The organism is Mycolicibacterium pyrenivorans, assembly GCF_025821625.1.
Lineage (GTDB): Bacteria > Actinomycetota > Actinomycetes > Mycobacteriales > Mycobacteriaceae > Mycobacterium > Mycobacterium pyrenivorans.
Window position 1 is genome coordinate 21710 of record NZ_JACKSH010000005.1, and the last position, 17393, is coordinate 39102.

Here is a 17393-nt window from a genome sequence, read left to right on the forward strand (position 1 = left end):
ATGCGAATGACCCGGCAAATCCTCATCCAGATGGCGATCTTCGCCGTCATCGCGACCACGGCGCTGGCGATCATGGTCTTGGGGTACATGCGGCTGCCCGACCTCCTCGGCATCGGCCAGTACCGCGTGACCGTGGAGTTGCCCGAGACGGGCGGGCTGTACCCCAGGGGCAATGTCACCTATCGCGGCGTCGAGGTCGGCGAGGTGAAGAGCGTCAATCTGACCGACACCGGTATCGCGGCGGTGCTGTCACTGAACTCCGACGTCGAGATTCCCGCCGACCTCGACGCCGAAGTGCACAGCGTGTCCTCGGTCGGCGAGCAGTTCGTCCAACTGCTGCCCCGCAGCGGCGAGGGTCCGGTGTTGAAGGACGGCGACGTGATCCCGTTGGATCGCACCACGGTTCCGACCGATATCAACTCGGTCCTGGACCTGACCAACCGTGGCCTGGAGGCGATCCCGCGCGAGAACCTGAACACCGTCATCGACGAGGCCTATATCGCGGTCGGCGGGCTCGGGCCGGAATTGCGCCGACTGGTCACCGGAAGCACCACCCTGGCGATCGACGCCCGCAAGGACCTCGACTCGCTGACCACGCTGATCGACCAGTCCAAGCCGGTGCTGGACTCCCAGACCGACACCGCGGGCTCGATCCAGGCGTGGGCGGCGAATCTGGCGAGTATCAGCGGTCAGCTGCAGAGCCAGGATCCGGCCTTGGCGGGGGTCCTCGCCAAGGGTCCCGGCGCCGCCGACGAGGTGGGGGCGTTGTTCGACCGGCTGCGGCCCACGCTGCCGATCGTGCTGGCCAACCTGGTCAGCGTCGGGGAGGTGGCCGTCACCTATCAGCCGAGCCTCGAACAGTTGCTGGTGCTGCTGCCTCAGGGCACCGCCGTCACGCAGGCCGTCGGCGTGCACAAGCGGAACACGAAGCAGGACTACGAGGGCGATGCGCTGGTCTTCAACCTGAACCTGGCGATCCCTCTGGTGCCCGCGCCGATACCGCTGCCGCCGCAGCAGTTGCCGCCGCCGTGCACGACCGGGTTCCTGCCCGCGCAGCAGCGCCGGGTGCCCACCTTCGAGGACTACCCCGACAGGCCGCCGGGCGACGTCTACTGCCGGGTGCCGCAGGACGCGCCGTTCAACGTGCGCGGTGCCCGTAACCTGCCCTGCATCAGTGTGCCGGGCAAACGCGCCCCGACGTGGCAGCAGTGCGAAAGCAACGAGCAGTACGTGCCACTCAACGACGGCTACAACTGGAAGGGCGATCCCAACGCCACACTGTCCGGCCAGCCCGTCCCGCACGTACCTCCGGCCGTTTCACCTGCGGATGCGCCGCCGCCGCCGGCGCCGGCGCAGCCTCCGATAGCGGCCGCCGAATACGATCCGGCGAGCGGCACGTACGTTGGACCGGACGGACAGGTGTACACACAGTCCAACCTGGCCCGGAGTGCTGCAGAGGAGCAAACATGGCAGACGATGCTGCTGCCCCCGAGGGGGAACTGACGAAGCCGACCACGGATCCGAAAGCCGAGGAGGCCGAGTCCAGCGCCGTTGAACCGGAGTCCGAGGCTGTCGAGGTGACCGCTGCCGACGACGTGGAGTCGGTGGACGAGTCCGAAACCGCCGCCGAGGACATCGACGCGGAGGATATCGACGCCGAGGACATCGACGCGGAGGATATCGACGACGTCGCGGCTCCGGCACGGAGACCGATGTCGCACGTCAAGATGGCGCTCATCGCGGGCGTGGCTGTGGTGGTGGCGCTGGCGGGCCTGACGGGCTGGCTGGCGTACCGCACCTACGAGTCGAATCAGGCCGAGGCAGAACGCAACCTGTTCGTGCAGGTCGGTCGCCAGGGCGCCCTGAACCTCACCTCGATCGACTGGGAGAACGCCGACGCCGACGTGCAGCGCATCCTCGATTCCGCGACCGGAACGTTCTACGACGACTTCCAGCAGCGCGCACAGCCGTTCGTGGAGGTGGTCAAGCAGGCCCAGTCGAAGTCGACCGGAACCATCGCCGAGGCCGGCCTGGAATCGATGGACGACAACGAGGCCCAGGTCCTGGTCGCGGTCACCGTGCGGACATCCAATGCCGGTGCGCCCGAACAGGAACCGCGGGCCTGGCGGATGCGGATCCTGGTGGAGAAGGTCGGCGACGAAGCCAAGGTGTCCAACGTGGAGTTCGTCCCGTGAGCCGAGACAAGACGACAAAGATCCTGGAGGATGACGCTGCCGTGGGTGCCGAGAACGAGTCCGACGAAACCGTCGAGACCACGAAGCCCGCAGAAGCCGGCGACACCGCAGAAGCCGGCGACGTAGAGGACGCCGAGACTGCGCCCGAGCTCACCGAAGACGGCGACGAGTCCGACGACACCGGTGAGCCGGCGGCGGTCGCGACGGACACCGCGAAGCGGCGCACCCAGTGGTCCCGCGTCGTCGCGTTCGCGCTGCTTCCCGCGCTGGCTCTGGCGCTCGCGCTGGGCGCCGGATATCTCAAGTGGCGCGACAATTCGGTGCGCAGCAGCACTGTCGCCGCCGACACCTCCGTGCAGGCGGCCAGGGACACCACTATCGCGCTGCTGTCGTACAAGCCCGAGACCGTCGAAGAACAGCTCGGCGCGGCGCGGGATCTGCTGACCGGTGAGTTCCGCGACTCCTACACCTCGCTGACCAACGATGTGGTGATCCCCGGCGCCAAGGAGAAGCAGATCTCCGCGGTCGCCTCCGTTCCCGCCGCGGCGTCGGTGTCGGCGACCGAGTCCGAGGCCGTGGTGCTGGTGTTCGTCAACCAGACGGTGATCGTCGGGCAGGACGCGCCGACGGACACCGCGTCGAGCGTGCGGGTGACGCTGGAGAAGGTCGGCGACCGCTGGCTCATCTCCAAGTTCGACCCGGTGTAAACCCGGGCGACCTCCGGCATCGGCGTGCACCGCCTAACGTGGGCGACATGCCGGTGTGCCGACTCGCCGCGGTCGATGCGCAGACCCTCTGGATGTCGGCCGCGATCCCCAACGACCAGTTCCTGCTCTACGCGTTCGAAGCGGGAACGGCTGAGGTGGATCGTGCGCTGTGCGAGCTCCGAGACAGAGCCAGGACCTGTGGCGAGCTCGGGATGCGCATCGCCGACACCGGGTTCTGGACCTACCCTGCGTGGGTGCCCTACGAGGTCGGTGCGGAACAGTTCGTGGTGCATGAGCTCGGCGATCGCAGCTGGACCGCGTGCCTGGCAGCGGTGGCCGGCCTGGCCGACGAGCAGCTCGACCCGTGGGCGATGAGCTGGCGGCTGCACGTGTTCCCCGCCATCGACGACGTGCCGGGCGCACCCGGTGGCACCGTGGCGGTGCTGCAGGCCAGCCACGCCCTCGGCGACGGCATCCGGTCCTCGGCGCTGGCAGGCTACCTGTTCGGTCGGTCGGCGGCGCTGCCCGGCGTCACGGCGCCACCGCACGCCGTGGGCGGATTTCCGCGACGCGCGGTTGCCGCGGCCCGTGCCCATCGCCGGCTGGTCCGCGATACAGCCACGGGATTGGTTCCTGCCCAAGCGGATTCGGTTCCAGCGTTGCGCACCAACGCGCAGCCGACCGGGCCTCGCCAGGTCCGAGCGGTCATCTGCGAGCGTCGGCACCTGTCCGGGCCGACGGTGACGGTCGCCGTGCTGGCTGCGGTGTCGGCGGCGCTGTCCCGGCACCTGCGCGACCTCGGCGACGACCCGTCGCTGCTGGGCGCGGAGGTCCCGATGGCCAAACCCGGTCCGCGCATGGCGCACAACCATTTCGGCAACGTCGGCGTCGGCCTGTACCCCGATGCGGAGATCGGACTGCGGACCCGCCGGATCGCCGCTGACCTGTACCAGCGGCGCCGTCGGGCCGCCCACCCTGCGATGCTCGCGGAGAGTGCGGCGTTCGCATCGGTGCCTGCGCCGGTACTCCGCTGGGGCGTGAGGCAGTTCGATCCGGAGGTCCGGTCGTCCCGCGTCACCGGGAACACCGTGGTCTCAAGTGTCAACCGTGGTGCACGGGACCTTCGGTTCGGCGGTGGCCGGGTCGTGCTGACCACGGGCTTTCCCGGCCTGTCGCCGATGATGGGTCTGGCGCACGGCGTGCACGGCATCGGTGACACGATCGCGGTCAGTGTGCACGCGGCCGAGTCGGCGGTCGGCGACGTCGACGCCTACGTGCAGCGACTGGCGCGCGAACTGCGAGTTCAGGATTGACCTAGAGCGGGTTCGCGGTGAGCGTTGCCACGACGGTGTGCATCGACTGGGTGGCCGCGTCCCGGTCGTTACCCATCCCCACCAGAGTGTCGATGATCAGGGGGCCGAGGATCTGGGTGAGGCCGTGTCCCTCGTGCCCGAAAAAGCCGGCCATCTCGAGCAGCACCGCACCGTGGTTGATGCCGCGTGGTTCGCTCACGGCTGCCATGTAACCATAACGCTGTTATCGACGGTGTGCCGTCCGGCTTGGCCGGTGCCGCACCGCGCGGATCAGCTCACAGCGGCCGGTTCGCGAACTGCCGCGTCCATCTCGGTGAACTCGCGTTCGATGTCGTCGTTCTGCCGTGTGGTCACCAGTGAGACCGCAACCGCGACGACCGCGCAGGCGATGAAGCCGGGAACGATTTCGTACATCGCGCTGGCGAGGGTTTCGGTTTGGCCCCAGATGCCAACCACCACTGCACCGGTGATCATGCCGGCGATGGCACCCGCCGAGGTCAGCCTGCGCCAGAACAGCGACAAGATGATCAGCGGGCCGAACGCCGCACCGAAGCCGGCCCAGGCGAAACCGACGAGGTCGAGAATCGTCCCGTCCGGGTTCAGTGCGAGGATGATCGCCACCACCGCGACCGTCAGCACACCGAGCCTGCCGTAGTTGACCAACTTCGTTGCGCTGGTTTCCTTGCCGAACGCGCGATAGATGTCTTCGACCAGAGCCGACGAGCAGACGATCAGCTGCGAGGAGATCGTCGACATGACGGCCGCGAGCACCGCCGCGAGCACGATCCCGGCGACGAACGGGTGGAACATGATCTGTGCCAGCTGAAGGAACACGGTCTCGGGGTTGTCGAGTGTTTCGCCGCGGTCGAAGAAGTACGCCAGGCCCGCGAACCCGGTGGCGATGGCGCCAAGGGAGCTGAGCACCATCCAGCTGATGCCGATGCGGCGTCCGGCTTTCGCGTCCGCCGGGGACCGAAGAGCCATGAAGCGGACGATGATGTGGGGCTGGCCGAAGTAGCCGAGCCCCCAGGCGGCAGCGGACAAGACGGCCATGACGCTGCCGCCGTAGAACAGCGAGGTGCGGTGGATCTCATCACCGGGGTCGGCGAGGTTGTGAGCTGTGTCTGCGGCCTGGATCGCGTTGACCACCTCACCCGGACCGCCAACGGCGATGATCGTGACCACGGGAACCGCGATGAGGGTGGCGAGCATCAACAGGCCCTGCGCGACGTCGGTGAGGGTGGCGCCGAGGAATCCTCCGAACAGGGTGTAGCTCAACGTGACTCCGGCAACGAGCAGCATGCCGAACAGGTACGAAGAGCCGAATGTGGTCTCGAAGAACACCCCGCCGGCGACCATGCCGGACGACACGTAGAAGGTGAAGAACACCAGGATGATCACCCCGGCCGCGATCCGAAGGACATGCGAATGGTCACGCAGCCTGTTCTCGAAGAAGCTCGGCACGGTGATCGAGTTGTTGGCGATCTGGGTATAGGCGCGTAGCCGCGGGGCGACAAAGCGCCAGTTGAGGTACGCGCCGATCACCAGGCCGATGACAATCCACGACTCCCCGAGGCCCGCGGCGTAGATCGCGCCCGGCACGCCGAGTAGCAGCCAGCCGGACATGTCGGATGCTCCCGCCGACAGTGCTGCGACGCCGGGATGGAGTTTGCGGCCGCCGAGCATGTAATCGTCCAGATCACTGGTCTGGCGGTAGGCGTAGTACCCGATCGCGATCATCGCGGCGAAGTACAGCCCGATGGCCAGCATCTGATACGTGGAGTCGGTCATTGCGGTGTCCTGTCCCTGGGGAGGTGGGTCGACCACGTGAGGTGGATCTCAGTAAAGCGGGAAAGCGACGTGAATCATTTGGCCCATCGCATGAGAAATGTGCCGGGGCTTTGTCTGACTAGACAAGGGATCGTCGCTCGGCCACCCTCTCGGCAGAGCAAGCACGTGCTCGCAGCGCGGTTGCCCACGCCTGATAACGGTGTTACACAGGGGGGCTTATGACGGTGTTATAGAGAGGTCGAGCGATGGCGAATCGCTATCTCGAAGGCGCCTTCGCGCCGCTGTCGGAAGAAGTCACGCTGACCGACCTCGAGGTCACCGGAACGATCCCGGACCACCTCGACGGTCGTTACCTGCGCAACGGTCCGAACCCCATCGGGGAGATCGATCCCGACCTCTACCACTGGTTCGTCGGCGATGGGATGGTCCACGGGATCCGCATCCGCGACGGCAGGGCCGAGTGGTACCGCAACCGGTGGGTCCGCGGCCCGCTTGCCGCAGGCGCGCTCGGTGAACCGGCGCCGCAAGGGCGGTTCCCGATCTCCGGGGTGGGGGCCAACACCAACGTGATCGGTCACGCCGGCAAGACGCTCGCGCTGATCGAGTCCGGGGTCGCGAACTACGAGTTGACCGACGAACTCGACACCGTCGGTGTGTGCGATTTCGACGGAACGCTGACCGGCGGCTACACCGCCCACCCCAAACGCGATCCCGACACCGGTGAGCTACACGCGGTGTCCTACAGCATGTTGCGGGGAAACACGGTGCAGTACTCGGTGATCGACACCGACGGGCGGGCGCGGCGCACCGTCGACGTCGAGGTCGCGGGCAGTCCGATGATGCACGATTTCTCGCTGACCGAGCGCCACGTGGTGTTCTACGACCTGCCCGTCACCTTCGACGCCCGCCAGGCAGCCACCATGGCCGTGCCGCGGGGGCTGCGGCTGCCCGCGCGACTGTTGTTGTCCGCCTTGATCGGTCGCGTGCGCATCCCGGATCCCATCGCCGCACGCCGGCCGACGGGCCCGGCTGCCGACCGGAGATTTCCGTACTCGTGGAACCCGAAGTACCCGGCCCGGATCGGGGTCATGCCGCGCGAGGGCACCAACGCCGACCTCCGATGGTTCGACGTCGAACCGTGTTACGTCTTCCATCCCATGAACGCCTACGACTCCGGTGATGCCGTCGTGCTCGATGTCGTGCGGCACCCCAAGATGTTCGACACCGATCATCTCGGCCCCAACGACGGGCCGCCCACCCTGGAACGGTGGACCGTCGATCTCGCCGATGGCAAGGTCCGGGAGTCCCGCATCGACGATCGGGCGCAGGAGTTCCCCCGGGTCGACGAGCGGCGCGTCGGTAAACGGCACCGCTACGGCTACGCGCCGAGCATCGGTGACGGCACCGGCGGCGGCGAGACCCTGCTGAAGCACGATCTCGTCGGCGTCGGCACGGTGACTCGCTCCTTCGGGGCGGGCAAGGAGTTGGGCGAGTTCGTGTTTCACCCCTCGTCGCCGGGTGCCGCCGAGGATGACGGCGTGCTGATGGGCTACGTCTACGACCGCGCCACCGATCGCAGCGAGCTGGCGATACTCGATGCGCAGAGTCTCGAGGACGTCGCCTGCATCAGACTGCCGCACCGTGTCCCGGCGGGCTTCCACGGAAACTGGGTGCCCGCCGCGTAGGTGTGGTCGCTCGTGCGCCGAACGTACGGTATGTGACGGATCTCGGCGCCGCTTTCCCGGGTCGCTGCGCTCCTGCCCGCCGGCAGGGCCTACATTCTGTTGCATGACTGCCTACGACGTCGGACTCCTGATCCTGCGAGTTGTCCTCGGTCTGACCATGGCCGCGCACGGCTACAACAAGTTCTTCGGCAAGGGCGGACTCAAGGGCACCGCCGGCTGGTTCGACAGCATGGGGATGAAGCCGGGCATGTTCCACGCCCGGGTCGCCGCGACCACGGAGATGGCGGCGGGTATCGGCCTGGCGGTTGGTCTGCTGACTCCCATCCCGGCTGCCGGCTTCGTCGCGCTGATGCTCGTCGCGGCCTGGACGGTGCACAAGCCCAACGGCTTCTTCATCGTCAAGGAGGGCTGGGAGTACAACCTGGTGCTGGCGGCCTCGGCGGTGGGGATCGCCACGATCGGGGCGGGCAAGCTGAGCCTGGACCACCTGCTCTTCTCGGCCACCGGACTGTATGACTACCTGCACGGCTGGTGGGGTCTGGCCATCGCGGCGGGCCTCGGGCTCATCGGCGGCATCGGCCAGCTCGCCATCTTCTACCGCCCGCCCGCCAAGACGAGCGCCTGACCTTCTCCGCGAGACGACACAAACTCGCACGTTTTCGCGCATGACTGTGCGATTTTGTGCCTGTTCGCGTCAGGACGAACTGGAACACGTTCTAGTCTGACCGGCATGGGTTTTCTCAAGCAGGACGCGCCCGTCGTCGACTACGAACAGTGGAGCAAGGGCACCCGCGCGGAGCGGATCGTCCCGATGGCCCGCCACTGGGCCGAGGTCGGCTTCGGCACGCCGGTGGTGATGCACCTGTTCTACGTCGTCAAGATCCTGCTGTACGTCCTGGTGGCGTGGTTGATCGTGCTGTCCACCGCCGGTATCGACGGCTTCACCGATGTCGGCTCCTGGTACGCCGAGCCGATCGTCTACCAGAAGGTCGTGTTCTTCACGATGCTGTTCGAGGTCGTGGGGCTGGGCTGCGGGTTCGGGCCGCTCAACAACCGTTTCTTCCCGCCGATGGGTTCGATCCTGTACTGGTTGCGGCCCAAGACCATTCGACTGCCACCGTGGCCCGACCGGATTCCGCTGACGGGCGGTGATGCCCGGACGCCGTTCGACGTGCTGGTCTATGCGGCGCTGCTGGTCATGCTGGTCGTCGCGCTTTTCTCCGACGGGACGGGACCCATCCCCGAACTCGGCAGCGAGGTGGGAGTGCTGCCGGTGTGGCAGACCGCGGCGATCCTCGGACTGCTCGCCGTCGCCGGCCTGCGCGACAAGGTGATCTTCCTGGCCGCGCGCGGGGAGGTCTACGGCTCGCTGGCGGTCTGCTTCCTCTTCGCCGGGGCGGACATCGTCATCGCTGCCAAACTGGTCTGCCTGGTCATCTGGATCGGTGCGGCGACGTCGAAGCTGAACAAGCACTTTTCGTTCGTCATCTCGACGATGATGAGCAACAACCCGGTGATCCGCCCGCGCTGGATCAAGCGCAGGTTCTTCGAGCATTTCCCCGACGACCTTCGGCCGGGGCGGGCGTCGCGCTGGCTCGCCCACCTCAGCACCGCGATCGAGATGCTGATCCCGCTGGTGCTGTTCTTCAGCCACGGCGGCTGGGTCACGGCCGTCGCCGCTTTCGTGATGCTGTGCTTCCACTTCGGCATCTTGTCGGCCATCCCGATGGGGGTGCCGCTGGAGTGGAACGTCTTCATGATGTTCAGCGTGCTCGCGCTGTTCGTCGGGCACTCCGGGGTGGGCCTCGGCGACCTGCAGAGCCCATGGCCGATCGTGTTGTTCGTCGTCGTCGCCGGCACCGTCGCGCTCGGAAACCTGTTCCCCCGCAAGGTTTCCTTCCTCCCGGGAATGCGGTACTACGCGGGCAACTGGGACACCTCGCTGTGGTGCATCAAGCCGTCGGCGGCAGCCAAGATCGAGGACGGCATCGTCGCGATCGCCAGCATGCCCGCCGCGCAGATGGAGAAGTTCTACGGCAGCAAGGAAACCGCCGAGATGTACCAGTACATGGGGTATGCGTTCCGCTCGTTCAACACCCACGGCCGCGCGATGTTCACGCTGGCCCACCGCGTCATGGCCGACTCCGGCCAGACTGCCGGCTCCGCCGGCGGTGACGAATCCGACTACGTGCTGACCGACGGTGAGCGGATCTGCAGCACCGCGATCGGATGGAACTTCGGCGACGGGCACATGCACAACGAACAACTCATCGCCGCACTGCAGAAGCGGTGCGGATTCGAGCCCGGCGAGGTCAGGGTGATGCTGCTGGACGCGCAACCGATCCACAAGCAGCGGCAGGAGTATCGCCTCGTCGACGCGGCGACCGGCGAGTTCGAACGCGGCTACGTCCAGGTCGCCGACATGGTGACCCGGCAGCCGTGGGACGACACCGTGCCGGTCACCGTGACGTGGCGAAAAGACGGCGCCGACGCCCCCGGTTAACCCATCACGTCGCGGATGGAGACGCTCTCGAGGCCCGTCAACAGCAGTTCCCGCGACGTGTCGAGGTGTTTGCGCCAGTGTGCTTCCGCGCCTTCGGCGTCACCCGCACGAAGGAACTGCATGAGCTTGCGGTAGGACCGCATGAGCTTGTCGTAGTCGGCCTTCGACACCGGGCGGCGTTCCTTGAACACGAATGCCGTGTGCCGGACCGTGATCTCGTGGAGCATGCCTGCGACGATGCTCAGCGTCGCGTTCCCGGACAGCTGCACCACCCGCAGATGGAAGGCGCCGGTGGACTCGGCCAGCCGAGTCGACTGCCAACCATCGGAGATGAGCGCCTCCAGCATCTGCTCGAGCTCGTCGAAGGCCTCCGCCGAGCCGGACTGCGCGAGCAGGCGCGCGGCCATCGGCTCGATGCCGGACTTCGCGGTCAGCAGGTCGGCGATCGTGGCGCCGGACAACTCGAGCAGCAGTCCCGCCGGGCGGGCGACGATCTCCGGACCGGGGACCCGGACGCGCGCGCCGGTGCGGGAGCCACGGCGCACCTCGACGAGCCGTTCCGACTCCAGGACACGGACCGCCTCCCGCAGCGTGGGCCTGCTGACGCCGAAGTGGGTCATCAGTTCGGCCTCGTTGGGCAGGAAGTCGCCGTCCTTGAGCGTGCCCTCCACCACCATGCGGCGCAGGGTCCCCGCGACGAGCTCGGCAGTCTTCGGTGAGCGGACAGCCGAACTCGCGCTTGCGGCGTCCGGCCCGATCATCGGGGCCAGCCGGGTGCTACGCGTCACGACCTCTCCCAACAACTGTCACCAACGAACGGTCGAGCTATGCAACTCAGTAAACCATGTGACCGTGATGATGCCGGCCGAACGGCATTCCTGCAGGTAGTCCGCGGCGACTGCCGCCCAAGAGCGGGCGGTGTGCGCGGCTCGCATGGCAGGGTAGCGGCCATGCCAGAGGAGTTGACCCCCGAAGGGGCCGCCGCGCGACTCGAGAGCGCAGACACGTTGGGGATACCGCTGGGACCGGGGCAGCCTCCGGCGTTCCTGCGCGCGCTGGGCGAGCGTGCCGACTGGACCGATCTGCGCGTCTTCGGGGCGCTGCTCGCGGTTGGCACCGAGCTGTTCTCGCGGTCCGGAGTCAGTTACCTGTCGGGCTTCTTCGGGCCGCTCGAGCGGGCGCTCCTGGAATCCGGCGCCGACATCAGGTTCACCCCGGCGGACTTCCGGCGCTTCGCGCCGTTGCTGGAGCGGCAGGCACCCCGGGTGATGACGACCGTCGCGACCCCGCCCGATGCCGACGGCTGGTGCTCCCTGTCACTGCATGCGGGAGGCACCGTCGAGGAGTTGCGCCGGGCGGGCGCCGATCCCGCGCGGCTGCTCGTCGTGGAGGTGTCGGACGCCTACCCGCGGACGTTCGGCCTGGGGGACCACCGGCACGCACTGCACATCGACGAGATCGACATCCTGGTGGGTTCGACCGACGCACCGACCGCGCTGCCCGGGGGCGACGCACCGCCGACCGACGTGGACAAGGAGATCGGGCGGCACGCCGCCGGCTTCATCCTGTCCGGCGCGACCCTGCAGACGGGCATCGGCTCGATCCCCAACTACATCGCGACCCTGCTGGCCGAGGGGGACGGCGGCGATTACGGGCTGCACAGCGAGATGTTCACCGACGGCTGCATGAAGTTGCACCGCGCGGGCAAGATCAGCAACGGCGGCAAGGGTCAGTACGACGGCGTGAGCGTGACGACGTTCGCGTTCGGGTCGGCAGAGCTGTACGGCTGGCTGGACGGCAACTCCGACGTCGCGTTCCTGCCGGTCGACATCGTCAACTCTCCGGAGGTCATCGGCGCCAACAAACAAATGGTCTCGATCAACGGTGCGCTGGCCGTCGACATCGGTGGCCAGGTCGTCGCCGACACCATCGACGGCGTCCAGTTCAGCGGGGTCGGGGGAGCCGAGGACTTCGTGGCAGGCGCCGGCCTCGAGCTCTCGGACCGTTCCTTGATCTGCCTGCCCTCGACGTTCACCCGGGACGGTGCGCTGAGGTCCCGGATCGTGCCGTGGTTCGGGCCGGGCGCGGTCATCACGACACCGCGGCACCACGTCGACGTGATCGTCACCGAGTACGGCGCGGCGGAACTGGAAGGGCTGACCGTGCAGGAACGCGGGGAGGCGCTGGCGGCGATTGCGCACCCGCGGTTCCGCGAAGAACTGCTGGCGGCCGCCGACCGCGCGTCGAAGGGCGGCTCACCGGTCGTCTGACGCGATCCCGAAACGGAGGCGCCGCCGGCCGAACGCCTACCAACTAGTAGGTTGACCTAGTAAACCTTGTTCGTTTACGTTCGAGGTGAGTAATGCCCACCCACTGAAGGAGTATCCCCATGGCTGAAGCCGTCATCGTCGAGGCAGTGCGGTCGCCTGTCGGTAAGCGCAACGGCGGCTTGTCGGGGGTGCACCCGGGTGACCTGTCCGCGCAGGTGCTCAACGGCCTGGTGGAGCGCGCAGGCGTCGACCCGTCGATCGTCGACGACGTCATCTGGGGTTGCGTGATGCAGGCCGGTGAGCAGGCCCTCGACATCGCCCGCACCGCGGTGCTGACGGCCGGGTGGCCGGAGTCGGTTCCCGGTGTGACCGTGGACCGGCAGTGCGGGTCCAGCCAGCAGTCGGTGCACTTCGCCGCGGCGGGCGTGGTCGCAGGCCACTACGACGTCGTCGTCGCCGGCGGCGTGGAATCCATGTCGCGCACGCCCATGGGGTCCTCGCTGGCCAATGGTGGCCACCCGTACCCGGAGGCGTTCCGCGGTCGCTACCCCCAGACGCCCAACCAGGGCGTCGGGGCCGAGATGATCGCCGAGCAGTGGGGCTTCAGTCGGACCGATCTGGACCAGTTTTCGCTCGGATCGCATGAGAAGGCCGCTGCCGCACAGGATTCGGGTGCGTTCGACGATCAGATCGTGGCGATCAGGCAAACGGACGGGGCCCAGGACGCGGTCATTCTGAAGGACGAGGGCATCCGCCGCGGCGGCACCCTGGAGTCGATCGGCAAGATCAAGCCCGCCTTCAAAGAGGACGGCGTGATCCACGCGGGCAACAGCTCGCAGATCTCCGACGGTTCGGCGGCGCTGCTGTTCATGTCGGCGGAGAAGGCGAAGTCGTTGGGCCTCAAGCCGCTCGCGCGGGTGCACACCGCGGTGCTGGCCGGCGCCGACCCGGTCATCATGCTGACCGCGCCGATCCCGGCCACCCAGAAGGCGCTGCAGCGCTCCGGCCTGTCGCTCGACGAGATCGGCGTGTTCGAGGTCAACGAGGCCTTCGCGCCCGTGCCGATGGCGTGGCTGAAGGACATCGGCGCCGACGAGAAGAGGCTCAACCCCAACGGTGGTGCCGTCGCGCTCGGCCACCCGCTGGGCGGTTCCGGCGCCCGCATCATGACCACGATGCTCTACCACATGCGGGACAAGGGAATTCAGTACGGCCTGCAGACGATGTGTGAGGGTGGCGGCCAGGCGAACGCCACCATCCTGGAACTGCTGTGACCGATGGTCCGACTTCTCAACGATCGGCGTCGGACGTGACGGAAGCCGCGATCGCCCCCGCCGCGATCACCGAGCGGCGGGGCAACGTCATGGTCATCACGATCAACCGGCCCGAGGCGCGCAACGCCATCAACAGTGCGGTCAGCGTCGCGGTGGGTGACGCGATGGACGAGGCGCAGCGCGACCCGGACGTCTGGGTGGTCGTGATCACCGGTGCCGGAGACAAATCCTTCTGTGCGGGTGCGGATCTCAAGGCGCTGTCCAAGGGCGAGAACATCGGCCATCCCGACCGGCCCAAGTGGGGGTTCGCCGGCTACGTCCGCCACTTCATCGACAAGCCGACGATCGCCGCCGTCAACGGCACGGCGCTGGGCGGCGGCACCGAACTCGCACTCGCCAGCGACCTCGTCGTCGCCGGGGAGAGCGCGAAATTCGGTCTGCCCGAAGTGAAGCGGGGCCTGATCGCCGCCGCGGGCGGCGTCTTCCGCATCGTCGACCAGCTCCCGCGCAAGGTCGCGCTCGGGATGATGTTCACCGGCGAACCGATCACCTCCGCCGAAGCGCTCAAGTGGGGACTGATCAACGAGGTGGTGGCCGACGGGACCGAGCTGGACGCAGCGCTCGCGCTGGCGGCGCGCATCACGGTCAACGCGCCGCTGGCCGTGCAGGCCAGCAAGCGGGTCGCGGTCGGCGTCGACGACGGCGTCGTGGCCGCCGACGAACCGGGCTGGTCGCGGACCATGCGTGAGGTCGCGACGGTGTTCGCGACCGAAGACGCCAAGGAAGGCCCCCTGGCGTTCGCGCAGAAAAGACCGCCTGTATGGAAGGCGATGTAAGCCAAGTAAGCCAGAACAAGTGAGTTAGGGAATCCCCATGAAGAGACTGATCTACGACGCCGAGCACGAGGCATTCCGCGACACCGTCCGCGGGTACATCGAAAGCGAGCTCGTTCCGAACGCCGAGAAGTGGGAGGCCGAGCGCATCGTCGATCGGTCGGCCTACGTGGCTGCCGGCAAGCACGGGCTCATCGGCTTCAACATGCCCGAGGAGTACGGCGGCGGTGGCACCGACGACTTCCGGTTCAACGCCGTCATCGACGAGGAGATGTCCAAGGCCGGCGTTCCCGGGCCCGCGCTGAGTCTGCACAACGACGTGGTGGGCCCGTACTTCAAGGACCTGTCCAACGACGAACAGAAGAAGCGCTGGCTGCCCGGCATCGTCAGCGGCGAGACGATCATCGCGGTCGCGATGACCGAACCCGGCGCAGGCAGTGACCTGGCGGGCATCCGTACCTCCGCGGTGCGCGACGGCTCAGGAGCGGACGCAGACTGGATCGTCAACGGCTCCAAGACGTTCATCTCGTCGGGTATCAACGCCGATCTCGTCGTGGTGGTGGCACGCACCGACCCGGAGGCCGGTCACAAGGGGTTCTCGCTGCTGGTGGTCGAGCGCGACATGCCCGGTTTCACCCGTGGCCGCAAGCTCGACAAGATGGGCCTGCACGCTCAGGACACCTCCGAACTGCACTTCGAGAACGTCCGCGTGCCGTCGGCGAACGTGCTCGGCAAAGAGGGTCGCGGTTTCTACCACCTGATGACCAACCTGCCGTCCGAGCGGCTCTCGATCGCCATCTCCGCGATCGCCGGCGCCCGCGAAACCTGGCGGCAGACAGTGCAGTACGCCAAGGACCGCAAGGCGTTCGGTCAGTCCATCGGCAGCTTCCAGCACAACCGCTTCCTGCTCGCCGAGATGGACACCGAGCTCGACGTGACCGAGCAGTACATCGACCGGTGCCTGCAGGGCGTCGTCGACGGCGAGCTGACCGCGGTCGAGGCGGCCAAGGCCAAGTGGTGGGCCACCGAGACCGCCAAGAAGGTGATCGACGGCTGCGTGCAGCTGCACGGCGGCTACGGCTACATGATGGAGTACCGGGTGGCCCGCGACTACGTGGACTCCCGCATCCAGACGATCTTCGGCGGCACCACCGAGATCATGAAAGAGATCATCGGCCGCGACCTCGGCCTCTAACCGGCGATTCGGGTGTAGTTGGTCACGCCCAGCGCGACCAGCTACACCCGAATCACGGTAGGACTAGCCGATCGGTGCTTCAGCGGCCGGCGAGAGCGGCGCTTCGGCGGGCGCTTCCGCGGGCAGCGGCTCGGTCGGAGTCGTCGTCGCGGTGGTCGTCGTCGAGGTGGTCGATGTCGCGCTCGTCGATGTCGGCGTGATCGGCGCAGGCGCCAATGCCGGATCCAGGACGGCGTCGATCAGGTAGATCCTGGCGTTCTGCGCCTGGATACCGCCGCAGATGACCTCGGTGGTCTCGTTGACCTGGATATCGCCCCCCGAGCCCGTCACCTCGACCTCGGTGCCCTCCTGCGTGGGCCGCTGCCCCTTGACGTCGTCGGGGCCGAGCAGGCCGAGGAAGGCGTGGTAGTACACCAGCTGGGTGAGCGCGGCCGGATCAGCGCGCAACATGGCGAGTTGCTCGGGCGGAAGCGCCGCGAACGCCTCGTTGGTGGGCGCGAAGATGACGTACGGGCCGTTGTCGAACACCGAGGCGACGTTGACGGCCGGGTTGAGCTGGCCCGAGATCGCCTGGCTGAACGTGCTGACATCTGGAATGCTCGCCAGCGCGTTGCTGACGGGGATGTTGGCCAGGGTCTTCCAGTTGGGCAGGGCTTCCTTGAAGGGGCCACAGTCGGGTCCCTGGGGATCGGGGATCTCGGCGACCGGGGTGGTGGTCGGCTCGGCGTAGGCGTTGACTGCCAGCGGCACCGACAGTGCGATCGCGGTGGCACTCACAGCGACACCAATGGCCTTGCTGGTGCGGGTCTTCACGTTCTGCTCCTCACGCTTCAGGTCGCCTGGCATGGTATGTGCACGAATTGGTAACGGCCAAGTCGACCGAGCGACCCGACCGCGCTCGACATCCGGTTCCCGCACCGCTGAACTGCGCGTTTCGGCCGTGGTGCGACGTTGAGACCGCTGCGTCACAAAGCCGCCAGCGGGGCGATGACGGGCGGGCCGGCGTCAGGAACCGTCGGGCAGCAACCGGGCGACCACGCGGGCGAGCTCGTCGGCGGTGTCACGGAACGTTGCCGACCCGGAACTGGCCTGGACCATCGCGCCCACCAGGCTGAACTCGAGTGTCTCGGCGACCTCGGGCCACGTGCCCGACCGCAGCACGGTGCGCACCCGTCGATGCAGTTCGGCGTGGATGCGCCTGCGGATCGCGTGCACGGACGGTTCGCTGGAGATCAGCGCGCTCGAGCAGGCCGCGGCCAGGTCCGGCTCGTCGGCCAGCAACATCACGAGCTGATCGAACAACGTCACTACCCGCGCCTGCGCCGACTGGTCGACGTCCACGCTCAGCGGCGCGTCGCGCAACAGGCCCAGGTACACCTCGGCGACGATCGCGTCCCTGGATCTGAAGTAGGCGCACAACTCGCCGTGCGGGACGCAGGCACGCTCCGCGATCCGCCGGGTGGTCAACTCGGTGAACGGCGCCTCGCGCAACAGTTCGACCGTCGCGTCCAGCACACGGCCGACCACGGCATGATCCTCGCGGTCCCGGTCGCCGTAGGAGCGAAGGTAGATGATCTTCGCCGACGAATCGGCTGCCGGGTCAGCCACGCCGCTACCTGCAGGTCCG

At 67.5% G+C, this 17393-nt stretch carries 16 protein-coding genes; 11 read left to right on the forward strand and 5 right to left on the reverse strand.

All coding sequences use genetic code 11. The annotated features are described in order from the left end of the window. The 4 genes from H7I57_RS00260 to H7I57_RS00275 are packed head-to-tail and all read left to right on the forward strand — an operon-like array spanning position 1 to position 4215. Complete coding sequence (locus H7I57_RS00260) at positions 1-1503, forward strand: MCE family protein (protein WP_264021198.1); 1503 nt, start codon at positions 1-3, stop codon at positions 1501-1503. Beyond that, positions 1467-2195: an Rv1363c family protein gene (locus tag H7I57_RS00265; RefSeq protein WP_264021199.1), complete on the forward strand. Its 729-nt coding sequence runs from the start codon at positions 1467-1469 to the stop codon at positions 2193-2195. The genes H7I57_RS00260 and H7I57_RS00265 overlap by 37 nt, the downstream gene beginning before the upstream one ends. Continuing rightward, positions 2192-2902 carry an Rv1363c family protein gene (locus H7I57_RS00270; protein ID WP_264021200.1) on the forward strand — a complete coding sequence of 237 codons (711 nt, stop codon included), beginning with the start codon at positions 2192-2194 and terminating at the stop codon, positions 2900-2902. The genes H7I57_RS00265 and H7I57_RS00270 overlap by 4 nt, the downstream gene beginning before the upstream one ends. A gap of 47 nt (positions 2903-2949) precedes the next feature. After that, entirely contained in the window at positions 2950-4215 is a 1266-nt protein-coding gene (locus H7I57_RS00275) for a DUF1298 domain-containing protein (RefSeq protein ID WP_264021201.1), read from the forward strand. Between the two features lies 1 nt (position 4216). On the opposite strand, the gene H7I57_RS00280 is transcribed toward H7I57_RS00275, so the two are convergent. After that, positions 4217-4414, reverse strand: coding sequence for a hypothetical protein (locus H7I57_RS00280; protein WP_264021202.1), 198 nt, complete (start codon positions 4412-4414; stop codon positions 4217-4219). Positions 4415-4485: 71 nt separating this feature from the next. Next, positions 4486-6006, reverse strand: coding sequence for a sodium/proline symporter PutP (gene putP / locus H7I57_RS00285; protein WP_264021203.1), 1521 nt, complete (start codon positions 6004-6006; stop codon positions 4486-4488). A 245-nt stretch (positions 6007-6251) separates the two neighbouring features. Here putP and H7I57_RS00290 point away from each other — a divergent pair, with 245 nt between their 5' ends. From H7I57_RS00290 to H7I57_RS00300, 3 genes are all read left to right on the forward strand, one after another. Next, complete coding sequence (locus H7I57_RS00290; RefSeq protein WP_264021204.1) at positions 6252-7691, forward strand: carotenoid oxygenase family protein; 1440 nt, start codon at positions 6252-6254, stop codon at positions 7689-7691. Between the two features lie 103 nt (positions 7692-7794). After that, complete coding sequence (locus tag H7I57_RS00295; protein ID WP_264021205.1) at positions 7795-8316, forward strand: DoxX family protein; 522 nt, start codon at positions 7795-7797, stop codon at positions 8314-8316. Positions 8317-8421: 105 nt separating this feature from the next. Then, positions 8422-10194, forward strand: a complete 1773-nt coding sequence (locus tag H7I57_RS00300) for a DUF3556 domain-containing protein (RefSeq protein WP_264021206.1) — start codon at positions 8422-8424, stop codon at positions 10192-10194. On the opposite strand, the gene H7I57_RS00305 is transcribed toward H7I57_RS00300, so the two are convergent. Then, positions 10191-10982: a FadR/GntR family transcriptional regulator gene (locus H7I57_RS00305; RefSeq protein WP_264021207.1), complete on the reverse strand. Its 792-nt coding sequence runs from the start codon at positions 10980-10982 to the stop codon at positions 10191-10193. The two genes, H7I57_RS00300 and H7I57_RS00305, sit on opposite strands and share 4 nt — an antisense overlap. 162 nt (positions 10983-11144) lie before the next feature. On the opposite strand from H7I57_RS00305, the gene H7I57_RS00310 reads away from it, so the two are divergent. From H7I57_RS00310 to H7I57_RS00325, 4 genes are all read left to right on the forward strand, one after another. Then, positions 11145-12464, forward strand: coding sequence for an acetyl-CoA hydrolase/transferase family protein (locus tag H7I57_RS00310; protein ID WP_264021208.1), 1320 nt, complete (start codon positions 11145-11147; stop codon positions 12462-12464). 119 nt (positions 12465-12583) lie between these two features. Continuing rightward, positions 12584-13738 (forward strand): thiolase family protein, encoded by a 1155-nt coding sequence (locus tag H7I57_RS00315; RefSeq protein WP_264021209.1) that lies wholly within the window; start codon positions 12584-12586, stop codon positions 13736-13738. 35 nt (positions 13739-13773) lie between these two features. Continuing rightward, a complete protein-coding gene (locus H7I57_RS00320; protein WP_372510074.1) occupies positions 13774-14574 on the forward strand; it encodes a crotonase/enoyl-CoA hydratase family protein in 801 nt (266 codons plus the stop codon). 37 nt (positions 14575-14611) lie between these two features. Further along, the gene (locus H7I57_RS00325; RefSeq protein WP_264021210.1) at positions 14612-15766 is read left to right on the forward strand and encodes an acyl-CoA dehydrogenase family protein; all 1155 of its coding nucleotides are present in this window, start codon (positions 14612-14614) and stop codon (positions 15764-15766) included. 63 nt (positions 15767-15829) lie between these two features. Here H7I57_RS00325 and H7I57_RS00330 read toward each other — a convergent pair whose 3' ends face one another. Continuing rightward, positions 15830-16579 carry a fasciclin domain-containing protein gene (locus tag H7I57_RS00330; RefSeq protein ID WP_264021211.1) on the reverse strand — a complete coding sequence of 250 codons (750 nt, stop codon included), beginning with the start codon at positions 16577-16579 and terminating at the stop codon, positions 15830-15832. A 192-nt stretch (positions 16580-16771) separates the two neighbouring features. Continuing rightward, positions 16772-17374, reverse strand: a complete 603-nt coding sequence (locus H7I57_RS00335) for a TetR/AcrR family transcriptional regulator (RefSeq protein WP_264021212.1) — start codon at positions 17372-17374, stop codon at positions 16772-16774. Positions 17375-17393 lie beyond the last annotated feature (19 nt).